Below are 17,594 nucleotides of genomic sequence, written 5' to 3' on the forward strand. Positions count from 1 at the left end.
ATGAGTTCGGGCACGACCCTCCGTCTACCTCCCGACAGCGCCGCCCGGCGCTCGACCAGACGGAGGAAAAACCATGTCACAGGCCCTGAACCCGATCACGTCCACCGGCGCGTACGCCCCCTCGCGCCGGGTGCGCGTCACGGCGCGCGGGCTGGAGATCGTGCTCGCGCTGTTCTTCGGGATAGCCAGCGCCTCGCCCAAGCTGGTCGGGCACTCCTCGGCGGCGGAGTCCTTCGACACCATCGGTCTCGGCGACTGGTTCATGTACCTGGTGGGGGCGCTGGAGCTGGCCGGCGCCGTCGCGCTGCTGATCCCGCGGCTGTCCGGGGTGGCCGCGATCGCCCTCGTCGGGCTGATGGCCGGCGCCTTCGTCACCCAGCTGACCGTCTTCGACGGCGAGAACCTGCTGACGCCGCTGATCCTGGCCGTCCCGCTGGTCTTCCTGGCCGTGGTCCGCCGGTCCCGTACGGCGGAGCTGGTCGCTCAGTGGACGAAGCGGTAGCTCCGCCAGGGGGTGGCGCCGGGGGCGATCACGTCGTTCAGCGTGGTGGCGATGTACTGGGCGTACTTCCCCGAGCAGTCCGGGGTCCGGTACATCTTCATGTCGACCAGGGTGCGGTTCGTGAGGTCGACGGCGCCGCCGGGCACGAGCCGGTGGCAGCCGGTGACGCGGGGGTTCGACTCCTGGACCTCGCGCTTGTTCCCGGACTCGTACACGATCGTGCCCACCGAGGTCCGGCCGAGGCCGGAGCAGCCGGCGACGGCGAAGGTCAGGAGCACTGCCCCGGCGGCGATGCCGAGGCGCCGGTGGTCGGTCACGGACATGGGGCCGTCCTCGTCTGTGGATGGGTGGACCGGACGGGCCCGCCCGGCTCGGTGGGTCTGGTGGGCTCGATGGGCTCGGTGGGTTCCGTGGGCCTCGTGGGCCCGGTGGGTCGGTACGGGGCGTCGGGCAGGTGCTCGCCACACTGCCGGATCCGGCGGGGAGCGGCACCAGATGTGCGGCCGGCCGGGCTACGGACCGACCGGGGCGGCGGCGGAACCGGGGGACACCGGGCGGCGCTCCCGGGGCTCCCGCGGGCGCCGCCGGGGTACATCTCGCGTATGGAACCGCAGTGCACGACCCGTCAGGGGCAGGTCCGAGGCCGTGAGTCCGCCACCACGGGTGTGACGTCGTTCCTCGGCATCCCGTACGCGACCGCGCCCCGGTTCGGCGCGCCCGTGGCCGTCGAGCCGTGGGAGGGCGTGCGCCCCGCCGTCGCGTACGGCCCGACCGCCCCGAAGGCGCCCTACGCACCGCCCCTCGACGCACTCGTCCCGGAGAACGTCATCCCGGGCGAGCCGGGGGAGTCGTGCCTCAACCTGAACGTCTGGACCCCCTCTCGCGGGCCCGGCGCGCGGCTCCCGGTCATGGTGTGGGTGCACGGAGGCGCGTTCGCCAACGGGTCCGGTTCCACCTCCGCGTACGACGGGACGGCCTTCGCCCGGGACGGCGTGGTGTGCGTGACCTTCAACTACCGCCTCGGGGCGGAAGGTTTCTGCCACCTGGACGGCGTACCGGACAACCGGGGCCTCCTCGACCAGATCGCGGCCCTGGAGTGGGTACGGGACAACATCGCCTCCTTCGGAGGTGACCCCGACCGGGTCACGGTCTTCGGCGAGTCGGCCGGGGCCATGAGCATCGGCGTGCTGCTCGGGATGGACCGCGCCAAGGGGCTCTTCCGGCGGGCGATCCTCCAGAGCGGCGGCGCCCACCACTTCCTCACCCCGGCCTCCGCGCGGCTGGTCACGGCCCGCCTGGCGGAGAAACTGGGCGTCGCCCCCACCGCGGAGGCCCTCGCCGGGGTGCCCGCCGGCCTGCTGCTCCCCGCGCAGACCGAGCTGCGCGCCGAGATCGTGGCCCGGCCCGACCCCTCCCTGTGGGGCGAGGCCGCCGTCAACCTGATGCCGTTCGAGCCGGTGCGGCCCCGGCTGATCCTGCCCGGGCCCGACCGCGGGGTCGACCTGCTCGTCGGCAGCAACCGGGAGGAGTACCGGCTGTTCCTCGTGCCGTCGGGACGGCTGGACCTGCTGACCTGGGACAGGCTGCGCGCGACCGCGCGCGCGTACGGCCTCGATCCGGGGCCCGCGCTGGCCCGGTACGGGGAGGCGCGGCCCGGGGCGGGCGCCGGCGAGCTGTACGACGCGCTCGTGACGGACTGGTTTTACCGGATCCCGGCGATCCGGCTCGCCGAGGCGGTCCCCGGCTCGTACGTGTACGAGTTCGCGTGGCGCTCCCCGCGCTTCGGCGGCCGGCTGGGCGCGTGCCACTCCGCCGAGCTGGGGTTCGTGTTCGACCGGCTGCGCGACCCGGTGTACGCCCCGATGCTGGGCGAGGACGCGCCGCAGGGCGTCGCCGACGCGATGCACGGGGCGTGGGTGGAGTTCGCGAGGACGGGCGATCCGGGCTGGCGGGCGTACGACCGGGACACGCGGACGACGATGGTGTTCGGGGCGGGGGCGGGGGCGGGGGCCGGGAGCGGGGACGGGGCCGCGGGCGCGACGGTCGCCGAGGCCGTCGCGGATCCGGGGGCGGCGACCAGGGCGGTCTGGGAGGGGCTGCGCTGACCTGCGAGGACGCCGGTCCGGGGCCGGTTGTCGGACCGTGATGTCAGACCCCCCGCCTAGACTCGCAGTCAGTCGGATCCCGGGGTGGATCCTGGGGTGGGAGGGAGGTGGCGTCATGGAGCGAATCACGCATACCGCCGTGCGGCCGTCGTCCCGCGCGCCCCTGCCGGGCGGGACTGCCGGCGCCCCGTCCGGTGCCGTGTCCGGCCCGCCGTCCGTCCTGTCGTCCGGCGTCCTGTCCTCGTCCGTGCCGCCCGGTCTCACGCGTTGCGCGGCCGTCTTCCTGCCCGCCGGGCTGCCCCGCGAGGGACGCGTCGCCTTCTGGGCCCCGGAGGGGGACCTGCCCGCCTGGCCGGACGAGGACGGGACTCCGCCGGGCCCCGCTGGCGGGACCGGCGCCGCGCGGGGGCGGGCGCGTGGTGACGAGATCACGGGCCGGGCGGAGCGCGGCGAGATCACGGTCGTCCGGCGCGGGGAGGACGGTCGGATCGACGCGCGTCCGGTGCCCGCCCTGGTGATGCCCGTCGCCGACGCCGTCCCGCTGCTGGCCCGCGCCCGGCGGGACAGGTCCGCGCATCCCGCCTCGGCGTGCTGGGGGGCCGCCGCGCTGCACGCGCTCCAGCTGGCCGCGCGCGGCAGGCTGCTGCCCGGGCTCACCGCCTCCGACCACGACGCCTGGCGGGCGGGCCCGCTCGACGCGGACGACATCGCGCAGCTGAGGGCGATCGCCGCCGCGATGCCTCCGGAGGCGTACGCGGTACCGGTCGCGGACCCGGAGCCGGGGACGGGCCAGGAGGAGCGGGTGACCGGTCCGGGCGCCGACCCGCGCGGGCTCAGCCTGCCGGACCCCGAGGCGCTGGTACGGGCGTTCCTGGACGCCGTGGCGGACGCCCTGCCCCGTACGCCCGCCGCGGCGTTCGCCGCCGGGAAGCCCTTCGCCGCCCGGGCCGCCCAGCATCTGCCGGGCGCCCGGACATGGGCCGCCGAGGCAGCGGCCGGCATGGACGCGGGCGTACGGGTGTCGCTGCGCCTCGACCTGTCCGCGTACGACCTCTTCGACACGACCGGAGCGGGCGAGGAGGCGGCGGACACCGCCGCCTCCCGGCCCGGCGGCCCCCTGACACCGCGCCGCGCCGACGCCGGCACCGGCGCCGACCCGATCACGCGCCGCGCCGGCGCCGCCCTCGTCCAGGTCCACAGCCTCGCCGACCCCACCCTCGTCCTGGACGCCGGCCGCCTGTGGGCGGGCGACGGGGACGCGAGCTTCGGCCCCCGGGCCCGGGTCGACGCGATGCTCGCCCTGCGCCGCGCCGCACGCGTCTGGACCCCCCTCGGACGGCTGCTGGAGCGCGACGTCCCCGACGCGCTGTCGCTCTCCGAGGACGAGCTGTACGACCTGCTCGGCCCCGCCGCCGCCCGCCTCGCCGCGGCCGGGGTCGCCGTGCACTGGCCCCGGGAGCTGGTGCGCTCGCTCACCGCGTCGGCGGTGGTCCGCGCCGCCCCCGGGTCCGCCACCGACGGCACCCCGTTCTTCGACAGCGCGGAGCTGCTCAAGTTCAACTGGCAGGTGGCGCTCGACGGCGATGCCCTCACCGAGCGGGAGATGGACGCGCTCGCCGAGTCCACCCGCCCCATCGTGCGGCTGCGCGACCAGTGGGTGGTCGTCGACCCCGCCCTCGTCCGCAAGGCACGCAAGCGGGAGCTGGGCCTCCTGGAGCCCGTCGACGCCCTCGCGATCGCCCTCACCGGCACGGCGGAGGTCGACGGCGAGACGGTGGCGGCCGTCCCGACGGGCGCCCTGGCCGTGCTGCGCGACCGGCTCGTCGCGGGCCCGAAGGCCGTGCCCCAGCCGCCCGCCCTCACCGCCACGCTGCGCGACTACCAACTGCGCGGCCTCGCCTGGCTGGACCTGATGACCTCGCTCGGCCTCGGCGGCTGCCTCGCCGACGACATGGGCCTCGGCAAGACCATCACCGTCATCGCCCTGCACCTGCACCGGGCGCACCCGGCGCCGACCCTGGTCGTCTGCCCGGCCTCGCTCCTCGGCAACTGGCAGCGGGAGATCACCCGCTTCGCCCCCGGCGTGGCCGTGCACCGCTTCCACGGCGCGGGACGCTCCCTGGACGAGGCGGGCGACGGCTTCGTCCTCACCACCTACGGCACGATGCGCTCCAGCGCCGCCGAACTGGCCGCCCACGACTGGGGGATGGTCGTCGCCGACGAGGCCCAGCACGTCAAGAACCCGTTCTCCTCCACGGCCAAGGCCCTGCGCACGATCCCCTCGCCCGCCAGGATCGCGCTCACCGGCACCCCCGTGGAGAACAACCTGTCCGAGCTGTGGGCGCTCCTCGACTGGACCACCCCCGGCCTGCTCGGCCCGCTCAAGGCCTTCCGCTCCCGCCACGCCCGCATCGTGGAGAACGTGGAGAACGCGCGCGCGGCCGACGTCAAGGACGCCGACAACGAACAGGCCGTGGAGCGGCTGGCCCGCCTCGTGCGCCCGTTCCTGCTCCGGAGGAAGAAGTCCGACCCCGGCATCGTGCCCGAGCTGCCGCCCAAGACCGAGAGCGACCACCCCGTCGCCCTCACCCGCGAACAGGCCTCCCTGTACGAGGCGGTCGTCCGCGAGACGATGGCCGCCATCGAGGCCGCCGAGGGCATCGCCCGCCGCGGCCTCGTCATGAAGCTGCTCACCGCGCTCAAGCAGATCTGCAACCACCCCGCGCAGTATCTGAAGGAGGACACCGCCCGGCTGACGGGCCGCTCCGGCAAGCTCGCCCTCCTGGACGAGCTGCTCGACACGATCCTCGCGGAGGACGGCTCCGTCCTGGTCTTCACCCAGTACGTGAGCATGGCGCGGCTGCTCTCCGCGCACCTCGCCTCCCGCGCGATCCCCTCCCAACTGCTCAACGGCGGCACGCCGGTGGCGGAGCGCGAGCGCATGGTCGACCGGTTCCAGTCCGGCGAGACCCCGGTCTTCGTCCTCTCCCTCAAGGCCGCGGGCACCGGCCTCAACCTCACCCGCGCCGGCCATGTCGTCCACTTCGACCGCTGGTGGAACCCGGCGGTGGAGGAGCAGGCCACGGACCGCGCGTACCGCATCGGCCAGACCCAGCACGTCCAGGTCCACCGGCTCATCGCGGAAGGCACGGTCGAGGACCGGATCGCCGAGATGCTCCAGGCCAAGCGCGCCCTCGCGGACGCGGTCCTCGGCTCGGGCGAGGCGGCCCTGACCGAGCTGACCGACCGGGAGCTGGCCGACCTGGTCTCCCTGCGGCGGCAGACATGACGGCCCCGCGCGCCGTGCGGCAGGACGACCGCCGCCGTACGTTCCCGGCGCTGCCGCCCCGCCCCGGGAACCCGGCCGACGGCACCGGCGCACCCCGCGCGGGCGCCCCGGACGACGAGGCCGCGCGCGCCTTCGCGAGCGGGTTCGCCAGCACCTGGTGGGGCAACGCGTGGGTGGAGTCCATGGAGGACACCGCCCTCGACCCGGCCCGCCTGCGCCGCGGCCGGGTGTACGCGGGCGGCGGCCACGTCGACGCGATCACCGTCACCCCGGGCCGCGTCACCGCCTACGTACGCGGCTCCAGGCCCCGGCCGTACCGCACGGAGATCCGCCTGCGCACCCTGGACGACGGGGACTGGGAGGACCTCCTCGACGCGGCGGCGGCCCGCCCCGACCACATCGCGGCCCTCCTCGACAAGGAGATGCCGCACGCCCTCGCCGCCACCGCGGACCTGCTCCCCGCCGGCGGCGACCTCACCCCGGACTGCTCCTGCCCCGACGACGGCTACCCGTGCAAGCACGCGGCCGCCCTCTGCTACCAGACGGCCCGGCTCCTGGACAAGGACCCCTTCGTCCTGTTCCTGATGCGCGGGCGCGGCGAGCTGGAGGTCCTGGCCGACCTGACGCGCCGCAACGCGACCCGCTCGGTCGTCGAGCGGACCGCCGCGCCGCCGCCCATGCCCACGGTCCCGGCGGCCACCGCCCTGGCCCCCCGCACGCTGCCCGCGCTCCCGCCGCCCTTCCGCACCCCGGACCGCCCCGGCCGCCCGCCCGCCTACCCGCAGGCCCCCGGCGCCCCCGACCCGCTCGCGCTCGACCTCCTCGCCTCGGAGGCGGCGGCCCGCGCGCACACGTTCCTGACCACCGGCCTCGACCCGGTCGGCGCGCTCACCCCCTGGCAGGACGCGGTACGGCTGGCCGCCGCGCACCCCGGCTCCGGACTGACCGCCTCCTCCCGCGCCCTCTACCGCGACCTCGGCGCCGGCACGGACCACACCCCCACCGACCTCGCCCGCGCCGTCGCGGCCTGGCGGCAGGGCGGCCTCGCGGGCCTCGCCGCCCTCGAAGAGGCCTGGGACCCCCCGGCCGGCCCCTTCGACCGCGCCCGCCCGGCCCTCGCCGCCGCCGACCACCCCCACTTCCGCCCCTGGCGCAACCGCCTCTCCACCCCGGTCCTCCAACTCCGCTTCGGCCGCGACGGCCTCTGGTACGGCTACGAGTCGGACCGCGACCGCGAGGACTGGTGGCCCCGAGGCACCCCCGACACCGACCCGGTCGGCGCCCTCACCGCCCTCCTCGGCCGGTGACAGACGGCGGTCCCTCCGGGCCGCCCACCCGCCGGGACTGGCGTCCTCGCCGCCCCGCCCACCTGTCTACGCTGGTCCCATGGCACCTTCGACCCCCGGCCCGTCCCCCGCGCCGGGCACTCCCGGCACCCCCGCGCCCGGCGACCTCACGAGCGAGCTGCTGGCCGACCCGTACGAGGTCTACGCCCGGCTGCGCGAGACCGCGCCCGTGCGGCGGATCACCGGGTCCGACGGGACGTCCGCGTGGCTCGTGACCCGCTACGACGACGTGCGGCGGGCGCTTGCCGACCCCCGGCTGTCCCTCGACAAGCGGCACGCCCTGCCGGGCAACTACAAGGGCTTCTCCCTGCCGCCGGCGCTCGACGCGAACCTGCTCAACATGGACCCGCCGGACCACACGCGGATCCGGCGCTTCGTCGTCCAGGCGTTCACCGCCCGGCGCACCGAGAGGCTCAGGGAGCCCATCCGCCGCACCGCCGACGAACTGCTCGACGCGATGGCCCCGGCGGGCCGCGCCGACCTGGTCGCCGCCTACGCGGCCCCGCTGCCCATCGCCGTCATCTGCGAGCTGCTGGGCGTACCGCCGGAGGACCGGCGCGACTTCCGGGAGTGGACCGACGACCTGATCACCCCGGACCCCGCGCGTCCCGAGGGGATGAAGAACGCGGTCCGCGCCCTGCTGGCGTTCTTCACCGGCCTGGTCGACCGCAAGCGGGCCGAGCCCGCCGACGACCTGCTGTCCGCGCTGACCGCCGCCCGGGACGAGTCCGACGACCGGCTGAGCGAGGACGAGTTGGTGTCCCTCGCCTTCCTCATCCTCTTCGCGGGCTACGAGAACGTCATCCAGCTCATCGGGACCGCGACCCTCGCCCTCCTGCGCGACCCGGCCCAACTCGCCGCGCTGCGCGCCGAACCGGCCAGGACCACCGCGGCGGTCGAGGAGTTCCTCCGGTACGACAGCCCCGCGCTGACGGCCCTGCGCCGCTTCCCGGTGGAGGACGTGACCATCGGCGGGGTGACCGTACCGGCGGGGGAGACCGTGCTGCTCTCCCTCGGCTCCGCCAACCGCGACCCGCGGCGCTTCCCGGACGCCGACCGCCTGGTCCTGGACCGCGACACGGCGGGTCACCTGGCCCTCGGCCACGGCATCCACTACTGCCTGGGCGCCCCGCTGGCCCGCCTGGAGACCGAGATCGCCCTCACGGCCCTGCTGGAGCGCTTCCCCCGCCTCACCCTGGACGCCCCGCCCGAAACCCTGCGCTGGCGCCCCTCCACCCGCGCCCGCGGCCTGCGGGAGCTGCCCGTACGGTTCTGAACCCGGAACGGACCGCGGGGGGCGTCGCGGGTCCGGCGGATCGCGGGCCGGTACGCCTTCTCAGTTCAGTTCCTGGGCCAGTCCCACGATGACGCCCTCCGGGCCGCGGAGGTAGCAGAGCAGGACGCTGTCCTCGAACCGGGCGATCTCGCCGACGAGTTCGGCGCCGTGAGGACGCAGGCGGGCGACGGTGTCCTCCAGGTCGTCGACGGCGAACATGACGCGGTGCGTGCCCAGGATGTTGTGCGGCCGGTCGCGCGGTCCTGGGTCGATCGCCGCGGGGCTCAGGTACTTCGCCAGTTCGAGCCGGCCGTGACCGTCCGGGGTCCTGACCATCACGATGTCGCAGCGCACGCCCTTGAGCCCGGTGCACCCGTCGGCGACAGGGCCCTCGACCCGCGCCCGGCCCTCCACCTCCATGCCGAGCTCCACGAAGAACGCGACGGCGGCGTCCATGTCCTCGACGACGATGCCGACGTTGTCCATCCGCTGAATCGCCATGCTGCTCTCTCCTTCTTCCTCGCGCGGCCGGTGGTGGCCGCGGACGCACCGGGGACGGAGCCGGTGGCCCGTTCTCGACATCCTCGGCCACCGGATCCCGGAAAGTTCGGAGGCAAGGTACGCGGCGCCGAATAATCGTTCGATGGGACGCCGACTTGTCGCTAGTGTCTCGGTCGTGGCGAAACTCAATCAGATCATCGCGGTCGAGAAAGGCGTCAAGGCCAAGGCGCACCAGGACCTCACGGCGGCTCATCACGGGCTCCAGAAGCCGGCGTTGCTCGTCGGCATCTCCCGTACGTACCAGGCCAAGGACGAGGAGGGCGAGCAGCTGCCGCCCGAGTCGACCCGGGTCCAGGTCCAGGCCGAGGACGTGCTGCGTGACACCGCGAAGTCGCTGACGCGGCTGTTCGACGTGACCGCCACCAAGGACTGGGCGAACTGCGAGGCGCGCGCCGATGTCACCGTGGACGGACGGGTGTTGGTGGCCGCCGTGCCCGTCTCGTACCTCCTCTTCCTGGAGAAGCAGCTGACGGACCTCAACACCTTCGTCCGCAAGCTCCCCGTGCTGGACGCGTCGGAGGCCTGGAGCCAGGACCCGTCGACGGACGCGTGGAAGACCGAGGCGGTACGGACGCTCCGTACGAAGAAGGTCCCGCGCAACCACGTGAAGGCCGAGGCCACGGAGAAGCACCCGGCGCAGGTCGAGGTGTACTACGAGGACATCCCGGTCGGCTACTGGACGACGACCAAGTTCAGCGGCGCCCTGCCGGCTCGGCGGGTCAACGAACTGCTCGACCGGGTGGAGAAGCTCCAGCAGGCCGTGAAGTTCGCGCGCGAGGAGGCCAACGGCGCCGAGGTCACCGACCAGCGGGTGGGTGACGCCGTGTTCGGCTACCTGTTCGGGTAGCCTCATTGATTCCCCGGCTGACGCACAGACGCCGGCCGGGGTGCGCGAGGAGCGCAAGCTGAAACTGAGGCTTGTCGTGAAAGGCGCGGTTCCTGTGGAGGTTCGAGTCCTCCCCGTGGCACTTCCTGCCTCGGTGGCCCAACTGGCAGAGGCAGACCGCGATCAATCTCAGACTATTGCTCCAGACTCAGCATTCGCCACCGATCGCCGGATCGACCGGACTCAGGCCCCGGACGTCGAAATGCCGGTTCAATTCCGGTCTGCGCAGCTCGATGCGCGGTGGTCCAAAGGCAGGACGCGACGACATCATGCTGACCTGAGTCCTCAAGTGTGCCGGCGTGTGCACATGGTGGCACTCACAGGGCTCGGGAGCCGGCTACGCTCCCGAGCCCGCTCCCGTTCCCGGCCTCACTGCCGGTAGCCGCCCAGGAAGCGGCCGATACGGCTGATCGCCGCGTCGAGATCGTCGGCGTACGGCAGGGTCAGGATCCGGAAGTGGTCCGGGCGGGACCAGTTGAAGCCCGTGCCCTGCACCACCTGGATCTTCTCGCGCAACAGCAGGTCCAGCACGAACCGTTCGTCGTCGTGGATGCGGTGCACCTTCGGATCGAGGCGCGGGAACGCGTACAGCGCGCCCTTCGGCTTGACGCACGAGACGCCGGGGATCTCGTTCAGCTTCTCCCAGGCGCGGTCGCGCTGTTCGCGCAGCCGCCCGCCCGGCGCCGTCAGCTCGTGGATGGACTGCCGCCCGCCGAGCGCGGCCTGAATGGCGTACTGCGCGGGCGCGTTGGGGCACAGCCGCATCGACGCCAGCATGGTCAGGCCCTCCAGATAGCTGCGGGCGTGCTGCTTGGGCCCCGTCACGACCAGCCAGCCGGAGCGGAAACCCGCCACGCGGTACGTCTTCGACAGCCCGCAGAACGTGAGCACCACCAGGTCGGGGGCGAGGGCGGCCGCGCTGTGGTGCACCGCGTCGTCGTAGAGGATCTGGTCGTAGATCTCGTCGGCGAACACCATCAGCTGGTGGCGGCGCGCCAGGTCGAGGATGCCCTCGACGATCTCGCGCGGATAGACCGCGCCGGTGGGGTTGTTGGGGTTGATGATCACGACGGCCTTGGTCCGGTCGGTGATCTTGGCCGCCATGTCCTCCAGATCCGGGTACCACTCCGCGGACTCGTCGCAGAGGTAGTGCACGGCCCGGCCCCCGGCCAGGGTCGTCACGGCCGTCCAGAGCGGGAAGTCCGGTGCGGGGATGAGGACTTCGTCCCCGTCCTCCAGCAGCGCCTGCACCGCCATGGAGACCAGTTCGGACACGCCGTTGCCGAGGAAGACGTCGTCGACGGTCACCTCGGTCAGGCCCAGGGTCTGGTAGCGCTGGGCGACGGCGCGGCGGGCGGAGAGGATCCCGCGCGAGTCCGTGTAGCCGTGGGCCTTCGGCAGCATCCTGATCATGTCCTGGACGATCTCCTCCGGCGCCTCGAAGCCGAAGGCCGCGGGGTTGCCGGTGTTGAGGCGCAGGACGCTGTGGCCCGCCTCCTCCAGGGCGTCGGCCTGCTCGATGACCGGGCCGCGGATCTCGTAACAGACCTCGCTGAGCTTGCTCGACTGCCGGAATTCCATGCGGTGGGCTCCCAGACCTCGTTCGACCTTCGGGCGATTCTTGCGACACTTGGTTTTACCAAGTGTCCGCTTGGAAAGTCCAACAACATGTCTAGACTGCGACGCATGCCACGCCGCCGAAGCTACGACCAGTACTGTTCCGCCGCGCGCGCCCTCGACGCCGTGGGCGACCGCTGGACCCTGCTGATCGTCCGTGAACTCCTGGCGGGCCCCCGCCGCTACACCGATCTGCACGCCGATCTGCCCGGCGTCAGCACGGACGTGCTGGCGTCGCGGCTCAAGGACATGGAGCGCGACGAACTGGCCACGCGCCGCAAGCTGCCCCCGCCGGCCGCTGCGGTCGTGTACGAACTCACCGAGCGTGGGCGGGAGTTGCTGCCGGTGCTCACCGCGCTGGCGCGGTGGGGGGCGCCGGCCCTGGCCGAGCGCCGCCCCACCGACGCCGTACGGGCGCACTGGTTCGCCGTACCGCTGATGCCGGTGCTCGCCGCGTGCGCGGCGGGCGCGGGGGCCGGGGCGGAGGGTGTGGTGGAAGTGCGGCTGGACGAGGGGGTGTTCCACGTCCGGCTGGGCGGCGGGGCACCGGGCCCAGTCGCGGATCAGGCCGTGGATCGGGCCGCGGACCCGGCCGCGAACCCGGTCGCGTACGGAGACGGGCCCGCCGACGCCCCCGACGCCCGCCTCGTCCTGGACGCCGACACCTGCCGCGCGGTGGGCGCCGGGACGCTCGCGCTCGCCGACGCGGTACGGGACGGCCGGATCGAGGTGTCGGGCGACGGCCCCCTCGCGAAGGCGCTGCGCGGCGCGTGACACGGCCACGCGAAGTCGCGGGAAGCGGACGGACCGTGTGCGCGGATCGAGTAGCGTGACCGGATTGGGCACGGTCGTCGGCGGAGGGGACTCTCCGGGACTCGACTCCGGGATTCAACTCCGCCTCTCCGCAGATGAGTTGGAGGAGCCATGAGAGCTTGGAGCAGACGGCGCGCGGCAGGCCCCCGGTGGGCGGCACGGTGGCCCCGCGCGGCCCGTTCCGGCCGGGCGGCGCTGGTCACCGCGTCGGTGGCCGCGCTCGCGGTGGTGCCGTCCGCCGCGCTCGCCACACCGGGCAGCGGCGTCACGGGCACGATCCTGGCCCAGGGAACCTCGGACGGCACCGTGAAGGTGCGGACCAAGGGGCGGACGGACGTGGTCGTGCGGACCATCACCGTCGCGCCGGGCGGCTCCACCGGCTGGCACTACCACCGGGGCCAGCTGATCGCCGTCGTGCAGTCCGGCACACTCACCAGGACCCTGGACGACTGCTCGGTCGAGGAGACCCCGGCCGGGAAGTCGTTCGTCGAACCCTCCGGGGCGCGGCACCGCCACATCGGCCGCAACCTGGGCACCGAGCCGGTCGTCCTGTACGTCACCTACCTGCTGCCGGCCGGCAGCGCGCTGTCCGAGGACGCGGAACCCCCGGGGTGCGCGCACGCGTGAGTGCCGGGGGTGACCGATGATGAACGGGTGCGACTCGAAGCGATCACCTGGGACAGGCTGACCGACGCCCTGGCCGAGCGGGTGCTGAAGACGGCGCCGGCCGACGGCGGTCCGTGGCTGCGCGTCGCCGTCGACGGCGCGCCGGCCGCGGGGACCGCCGCCCCCGCCGCCGCGCTCGCCGACGCGCTGCGGTTGCGCGGCAGGTCGGTCCTCGTGATCGACACGGCCGGGTTCCTGCGCCCGGCGTCGCTGCGGTACGAGTACGGCCGCGAGGACCCCGACACGTACTACCAGGGGTGGTTCGACACCGGCGCGCTCTGGCGCGAGGTCTTCGGACCGCTGGACCCGGGCGGCAGCGGACAGGTCCTGCCCGACCTGTGGGACCCGCTCACGGACCGGGCCACCCGCAGCGCGCCCCGCGAACTCCCGCCCGGCGGCGTACTGGTGACACACGGTCCGTTCCTGCTGGGCCACTGGTTCCCGTTCGACCTCACCGTGCACCTGGGCCTGTCGCCGAACGCCCTGCGCCGCCGGACGGCCGACTCCGAGCGCTGGACGCTGCCCGCCTTCCAGCGGTACGACGAGGAGGTCGACCCGTCCTCGGCGGCCGACGTGGTGGTACGGGCCGACGACCCCCGCCACCCCGCCTGGGGCGGCCTGCCCTAGACCCTGGCGGACGACCCCGGCGGACGGCCCCGGCGCACGCAGCCCTCGTTCAGCGCGCGGTCCCGAGGAAGGCCGTCAGGCTGTCCAGGAGCATCGTGGAGCCCTGCTCGGCCCCGTCGCGCTCCTCCGCCGTGTCGCACGTCTGGCTCAGCACGAGGTGCGTGCCGGCGCCCCGCTCGTCGAGTTCGAGCGTCATGAGCGCCTGCTCGCTCCTCCCCGGCACGTCCATGCCGGTCACCAGGCGCCGGTTCCTGTCGACCTCGGCGTACGAACCGGTCAGCGGGAACTCCGCGCCGTCCGGGGTCACCATCGTCGCCTTCCACGCCCCACCGGGCCGTACGTCCATCTCGACGGTCCCCGGGGCGGCGTAGGCCCACTGCGCGTAGGACTCCGGGACGGTCCAGGCGTCCCACACCGCCGCCGCGGGGACGTCGAGCGTCCGCTCCAAGGTGTAGGAGAAACCCTCGCCCGTGTGCTGTTCCGTGCTCATCCCGTGCTCCCTGTTCGCTCTGGTCCGGCTGTTGTACGAGGTAGACGCGTACGGCTCCCGAAACTCATCGGTCCGCCGCGCCCCTTTTCGCCCGGGCGCCCGTCACCCCGCGAAACCGGCCGCGGGACCCCCTTCCCGGCCCGGCCTGCCCCCCGCCCGGGTCACCGCCGCCGCGCCCGCCCGGCAGCCCTCCCCGGCGGCCTCCGGCGGGTCCGCGCCCGCCAGGCGCGCCGCCAGGTAGGCGCCCGTGAAGGCGTCGCCCGCGCCCGTCGAGTCGACCGCGAGGGCCGCGACCGGGGCCACCCGGGCCGTCACCTCGCCCGCCTCGGCCACCAGCGCGCCCGCCGCGCCCAGGGTCACCACCGCCACCGGCACCCGCCGGCTCAGCGCGGCCGCCGCCGCCCCGGCGTCCGCCAGCCCGGTGAGGAGCCTCGCCTCGTCGGCGTTGGGGAGAAGCGTTTCCGCGCCCGTGGTCGCCGCCAGGAAGCGCTCCACGCCCAGCTCCCCGACGAACGCCACCGACGCCGGGTCCACACTCACCGCGACGCCCCGCTCCCGCGCCGAGGCCAGCGCGGCGGCCGCCGTCCCCCGGCCGGGCCCGGAGAAGTACAGGTAGCCCGACAGGTGCAGCCGCCCGACGCCGTCCAGCATCGAGGGCGACCAATCGTCGGCGGTCAGGCGCGTCGACGCGCCGCCGTCGGTGAGGAAGGTCCGTTCCGCGGAGGCGTCCACCAGCGAGATGACCGTGGCGGTCGGCGCCTCGTCGTCCACGACCAGCCGCGGCCGGACCCCCGCCTCCCGCAGCGACGCCTCGTGCCACGCCCGCGCGTCCGTCCCCACCCGGCCGAGCAGGCGTACGTCCGCGCACCCCCAACGGGCCGCCCAGCAGGCCGCGTTCGCCCCCGCGCCGCCCGGCAGGAGGCGGATGTCGGCCGTCGTGTCCGTGCCGCGCGCCAGGGGCGACCGGTGGCGCGCCACCACATCGGTGACCACGTCCCCGACCACCAGCAACCCACGCCCACCCCCCTCCGCACCCCCACCCGAACGCCCCCTCACCACGCCCCCGCGATCGCCGCCGCCAGGCGCACGTTCCCGCGTACCGCCGCCAGGTTGGCCTCCAGCGACGCACCCCCGGTCCCGCGCACCAGGCGCTCCAGCAGGAACGGCGTGACGGCCTGCCCCGTCACCCCCCGTTCCCGGCACGCCTCCAGCGCCTCCGCCAGCACCCTGTCGTGCAGCTCCGGGTCCAACTGCTCCGACTCCGGTACGGGGTTGGCGACCACGATCGCCGCCTCGGGCCCGCCCAGCGCGTCCTGGGCGCGCATCACCGCCGCCACCTCGTCCGGCGTACGGACCGTCCAGTCGACGGGCTCGCCCGAGGACGACAGGTAGAAGCCGGGAAAGTGCGACGTCCCGTACCCGAGGATGCCGACGCCCAGCGTCTCCAGCCGTTGCAGCGTCGCCGGCACGTCGAGGATCGACTTCACCCCCGCGCAGACCACCGTGATCCGGGTCCGCGCCAGGAGCCGCAGGTCGGCCGACTCGTCCTGGGTCTCGGTCCAGCCGCGGTGGACGCCGCCGAGCCCGCCCGTCGCGAACACCCGGATCCCCGCCCGCGCGGCGAGGAACGCCGTCGCGGAGACCGTCGTCGCCCCGCTCGCCCGTGCCGCGAGCGCCGGCGCCAGGTCGCGATGACCGAGCTTCCGTACGGAGGTGTCCCCGGCGACCCGCTCCAACTGGTCCTTGCTCAGGCCCACATGGGCCCGCCCGTCCAGCACGGCCACCGTCGCGGGGACGGCCCCGCCGGACCGTACGAGCTCCTCCAGCTCGTGGGCCACGGCCAGATTGCGCGGGCGCGGCAGCCCGTGCGCGATGATGGTCGATTCCAGCGCGACGACGGGACGGCGCCCGGCGAGCGCGTCCCGTACCTCGGGGGACAGGTGCGTGGTGGTGTCTGACATGACCCCATCCCTGGCACACGACGGGCCCGCGCAAACGTCCACGACGTCGCGCGGGCCCGTCGGCCCCGGTCCGGGAGGCAGCCGTCAGGCCGCCTCGGCCCCGTCCAGCGCCCCGTTCGGGTTCAGCACGTACTTCCGGCTGACACCCTTGTCGAACTCCTCGTACCCGAACGGCGCGTCCTCCAGCGGGAGGATCGTCGCGTTGACCGCCTTGGCGATGTGGATCCGGTCGTGCAGGATCGCCATCGCCAGGGCCCGGTGGTACTTCATCACCGGCGTCTGGCCGGTCGAGAACGTGTGGCTCTTCGCCCAGCCGAGCCCCAGCCGCACCCGCAGCGTGCCGGACTGCGCGTCCGAGTCGATGCCGCGCGGGTCCTCCGTGACGTACAGGCCCGGGATGCCGAGCGCGCCACCCGCCCTGACCAAGCCCATCAGCGAGTTGAGCACGGTGGCCGGGGCGTCGTCGGAGTCCCGGCCGTGGGACTTGGCCTCGAACCCGACCGCGTCGATCGCCGAGTCCACCTCGGGCACGCCCAGGATCTGCGCCACTTGCTCCTCGGCCGGGCCCTGGGCGAGGTCGACCGTCTCGCAGCCGAAGCTGCGGGCCTGCGCCAGGCGTTCGGTGTTGAAGTCCGCGACGATGACCACCGCGGACCCGAGCAACTGCGACGCCGCCGCGGCCGCCAGTCCGACCGGGCCGGCGCCGGCGACGTACACCGTCGAACCGACGCCCACCCCCGCGGTCACCGCGCCGTGGTAGCCGGTCGGCAGGATGTCCGTCAGCATCGTCAGGTCGAGCAGCTTCTCCCGCGCGGCGTCCCGGTCGGGGAAGCGCAGCAGGTTGAAGTCCGCGTACGGCACCATGACGTAGCGGGCCTGCCCGCCGACCCAGCCGCCCATGTCGACGTAGCCGTAGGCGCCGCCGGCCCGGGACGGGTTGACGTTGAGGCAGATGCTGGTCTGGCCCTCCTTGCAGTTACGACACCGCCCGCAGGCGATGTTGAACGGCACCGACACCACGTCGCCCACGTCGATGAACTCCACGTCGGGGCCGCGTTCCACGACCTCGCCGGTGATCTCGTGCCCGAGGATCAATCCCTCGGGAGCCGTCGTGCGCCCGCGCACCATGTGCTGGTCACTGCCGCAGATGTTGGTCGCGAGGACCTTCAGGATGACCCCGTGCCGGCAGGTGCGGCCGGCGTTCGCCGGATCCACTCCGGGGCCGTCCAGCAATTCGAGTGTCGGGTAGTCGGTGGTCCTGACCTCCACCTCGCCCGGCTTGAGATACGTGACCGCCGCGTTTCCTCCAGCCATGCCCGCTCGCCGTCCCTTCGCCCTTGGGCTCTCCGCGTTCTGGCGGGCGAGGCGCGAACCGCACGTCGAATCGCCCGTTTGCCGCATCACTTTCAGCCTAGGCCGGGTACACAAAGCGGGCAAACAGGAGTAAAAGTAGCG

The 17,594-nt window shown here is 74.1% G+C and carries 16 protein-coding genes; 9 read left to right on the forward strand and 7 right to left on the reverse strand.

Annotated elements, in window-relative coordinates:
• Positions 1-73 precede the first annotated feature (73 nt).
• The gene (locus tag HA039_RS26155; protein ID WP_167033812.1) at positions 74-502 is read left to right on the forward strand and encodes a DoxX family protein; all 429 of its coding nucleotides are present in this window, start codon (positions 74-76) and stop codon (positions 500-502) included.
• Here the strand turns inward: HA039_RS26155 and HA039_RS26160 are convergent.
• Positions 484-825 carry a hypothetical protein gene (locus tag HA039_RS26160; protein ID WP_167033813.1) on the reverse strand — a complete coding sequence of 114 codons (342 nt, stop codon included), beginning with the start codon at positions 823-825 and terminating at the stop codon, positions 484-486. The two genes, HA039_RS26155 and HA039_RS26160, sit on opposite strands and share 19 nt — an antisense overlap.
• Before the next feature lie 279 nt (positions 826-1,104).
• On the opposite strand from HA039_RS26160, the gene HA039_RS26165 reads away from it, so the two are divergent.
• The 4 genes from HA039_RS26165 to HA039_RS26180 all read left to right on the forward strand — a co-directional run bounded on the left by HA039_RS26165 (position 1,105) and on the right by HA039_RS26180 (position 8,518).
• Positions 1,105-2,607 carry a carboxylesterase/lipase family protein gene (locus HA039_RS26165; RefSeq protein ID WP_167033814.1) on the forward strand — a complete coding sequence of 501 codons (1,503 nt, stop codon included), beginning with the start codon at positions 1,105-1,107 and terminating at the stop codon, positions 2,605-2,607.
• 115 nt (positions 2,608-2,722) lie between these two features.
• A complete protein-coding gene (locus HA039_RS26170; RefSeq protein ID WP_167033815.1) occupies positions 2,723-5,896 on the forward strand; it encodes a DEAD/DEAH box helicase in 3,174 nt (1,057 codons plus the stop codon).
• The gene (locus tag HA039_RS26175) at positions 5,893-7,203 is read left to right on the forward strand and encodes an SWIM zinc finger family protein (protein WP_167033816.1); all 1,311 of its coding nucleotides are present in this window, start codon (positions 5,893-5,895) and stop codon (positions 7,201-7,203) included. The genes HA039_RS26170 and HA039_RS26175 overlap by 4 nt, the downstream gene beginning before the upstream one ends.
• Positions 7,204-7,282: 79 nt before the next feature.
• Positions 7,283-8,518, forward strand: a complete 1,236-nt coding sequence (locus tag HA039_RS26180) for a cytochrome P450 family protein (protein ID WP_167033817.1) — start codon at positions 7,283-7,285, stop codon at positions 8,516-8,518.
• Between the two features lie 60 nt (positions 8,519-8,578).
• Here the strand turns inward: HA039_RS26180 and HA039_RS26185 are convergent, their stop codons facing one another.
• Entirely contained in the window at positions 8,579-9,019 is a 441-nt protein-coding gene (locus tag HA039_RS26185) for a VOC family protein (RefSeq protein WP_167033818.1), read from the reverse strand.
• A 175-nt stretch (positions 9,020-9,194) separates the two neighbouring features.
• On the opposite strand from HA039_RS26185, the gene HA039_RS26190 reads away from it, so the two are divergent.
• Positions 9,195-9,926, forward strand: coding sequence for a DUF7873 family protein (locus HA039_RS26190; RefSeq protein ID WP_161313156.1), 732 nt, complete (start codon positions 9,195-9,197; stop codon positions 9,924-9,926).
• A gap of 408 nt (positions 9,927-10,334) precedes the next feature.
• On the opposite strand, the gene HA039_RS26195 is transcribed toward HA039_RS26190, so the two are convergent.
• Positions 10,335-11,546, reverse strand: coding sequence for a pyridoxal phosphate-dependent aminotransferase (locus HA039_RS26195; RefSeq protein ID WP_167033819.1), 1,212 nt, complete (start codon positions 11,544-11,546; stop codon positions 10,335-10,337).
• An 87-nt stretch (positions 11,547-11,633) separates the two neighbouring features.
• On the opposite strand from HA039_RS26195, the gene HA039_RS26200 reads away from it, so the two are divergent.
• The 3 genes from HA039_RS26200 to HA039_RS26210 all read left to right on the forward strand — a co-directional run bounded on the left by HA039_RS26200 (position 11,634) and on the right by HA039_RS26210 (position 13,688).
• Positions 11,634-12,356 (forward strand): winged helix-turn-helix transcriptional regulator, encoded by a 723-nt coding sequence (locus HA039_RS26200; protein ID WP_167033820.1) that lies wholly within the window; start codon positions 11,634-11,636, stop codon positions 12,354-12,356.
• A gap of 150 nt (positions 12,357-12,506) precedes the next feature.
• Positions 12,507-13,022, forward strand: a complete 516-nt coding sequence (locus tag HA039_RS26205) for a cupin domain-containing protein (protein ID WP_167033821.1) — start codon at positions 12,507-12,509, stop codon at positions 13,020-13,022.
• A gap of 27 nt (positions 13,023-13,049) precedes the next feature.
• Positions 13,050-13,688, forward strand: coding sequence for a nucleoside/nucleotide kinase family protein (locus tag HA039_RS26210; RefSeq protein WP_167033822.1), 639 nt, complete (start codon positions 13,050-13,052; stop codon positions 13,686-13,688).
• Positions 13,689-13,737: 49 nt separating this feature from the next.
• Here HA039_RS26210 and HA039_RS26215 read toward each other — a convergent pair whose 3' ends face one another.
• The 4 genes from HA039_RS26215 to fdhA form a co-directional block, all read right to left on the reverse strand.
• Positions 13,738-14,178, reverse strand: a complete 441-nt coding sequence (locus HA039_RS26215; RefSeq protein ID WP_167033823.1) for an SRPBCC family protein — start codon at positions 14,176-14,178, stop codon at positions 13,738-13,740.
• Between the two features lie 102 nt (positions 14,179-14,280).
• Positions 14,281-15,237 (reverse strand): carbohydrate kinase family protein, encoded by a 957-nt coding sequence (locus HA039_RS26220; protein ID WP_167033824.1) that lies wholly within the window; start codon positions 15,235-15,237, stop codon positions 14,281-14,283.
• Positions 15,231-16,139 (reverse strand): pseudouridine-5'-phosphate glycosidase, encoded by a 909-nt coding sequence (locus HA039_RS26225; RefSeq protein WP_167033825.1) that lies wholly within the window; start codon positions 16,137-16,139, stop codon positions 15,231-15,233. Before HA039_RS26225 ends, HA039_RS26220 begins: the two co-directional genes overlap by 7 nt.
• Before the next feature lie 84 nt (positions 16,140-16,223).
• Positions 16,224-17,453 carry a formaldehyde dehydrogenase, glutathione-independent gene (fdhA, locus tag HA039_RS26230; RefSeq protein ID WP_167033826.1) on the reverse strand — a complete coding sequence of 410 codons (1,230 nt, stop codon included), beginning with the start codon at positions 17,451-17,453 and terminating at the stop codon, positions 16,224-16,226.
• Positions 17,454-17,594 lie beyond the last annotated feature (141 nt).

The sequence above is a fragment of the Streptomyces liangshanensis genome (assembly GCF_011694815.1).
GTDB classification, from domain to species: Bacteria; Actinomycetota; Actinomycetes; order Streptomycetales; family Streptomycetaceae; genus Streptomyces; species Streptomyces liangshanensis.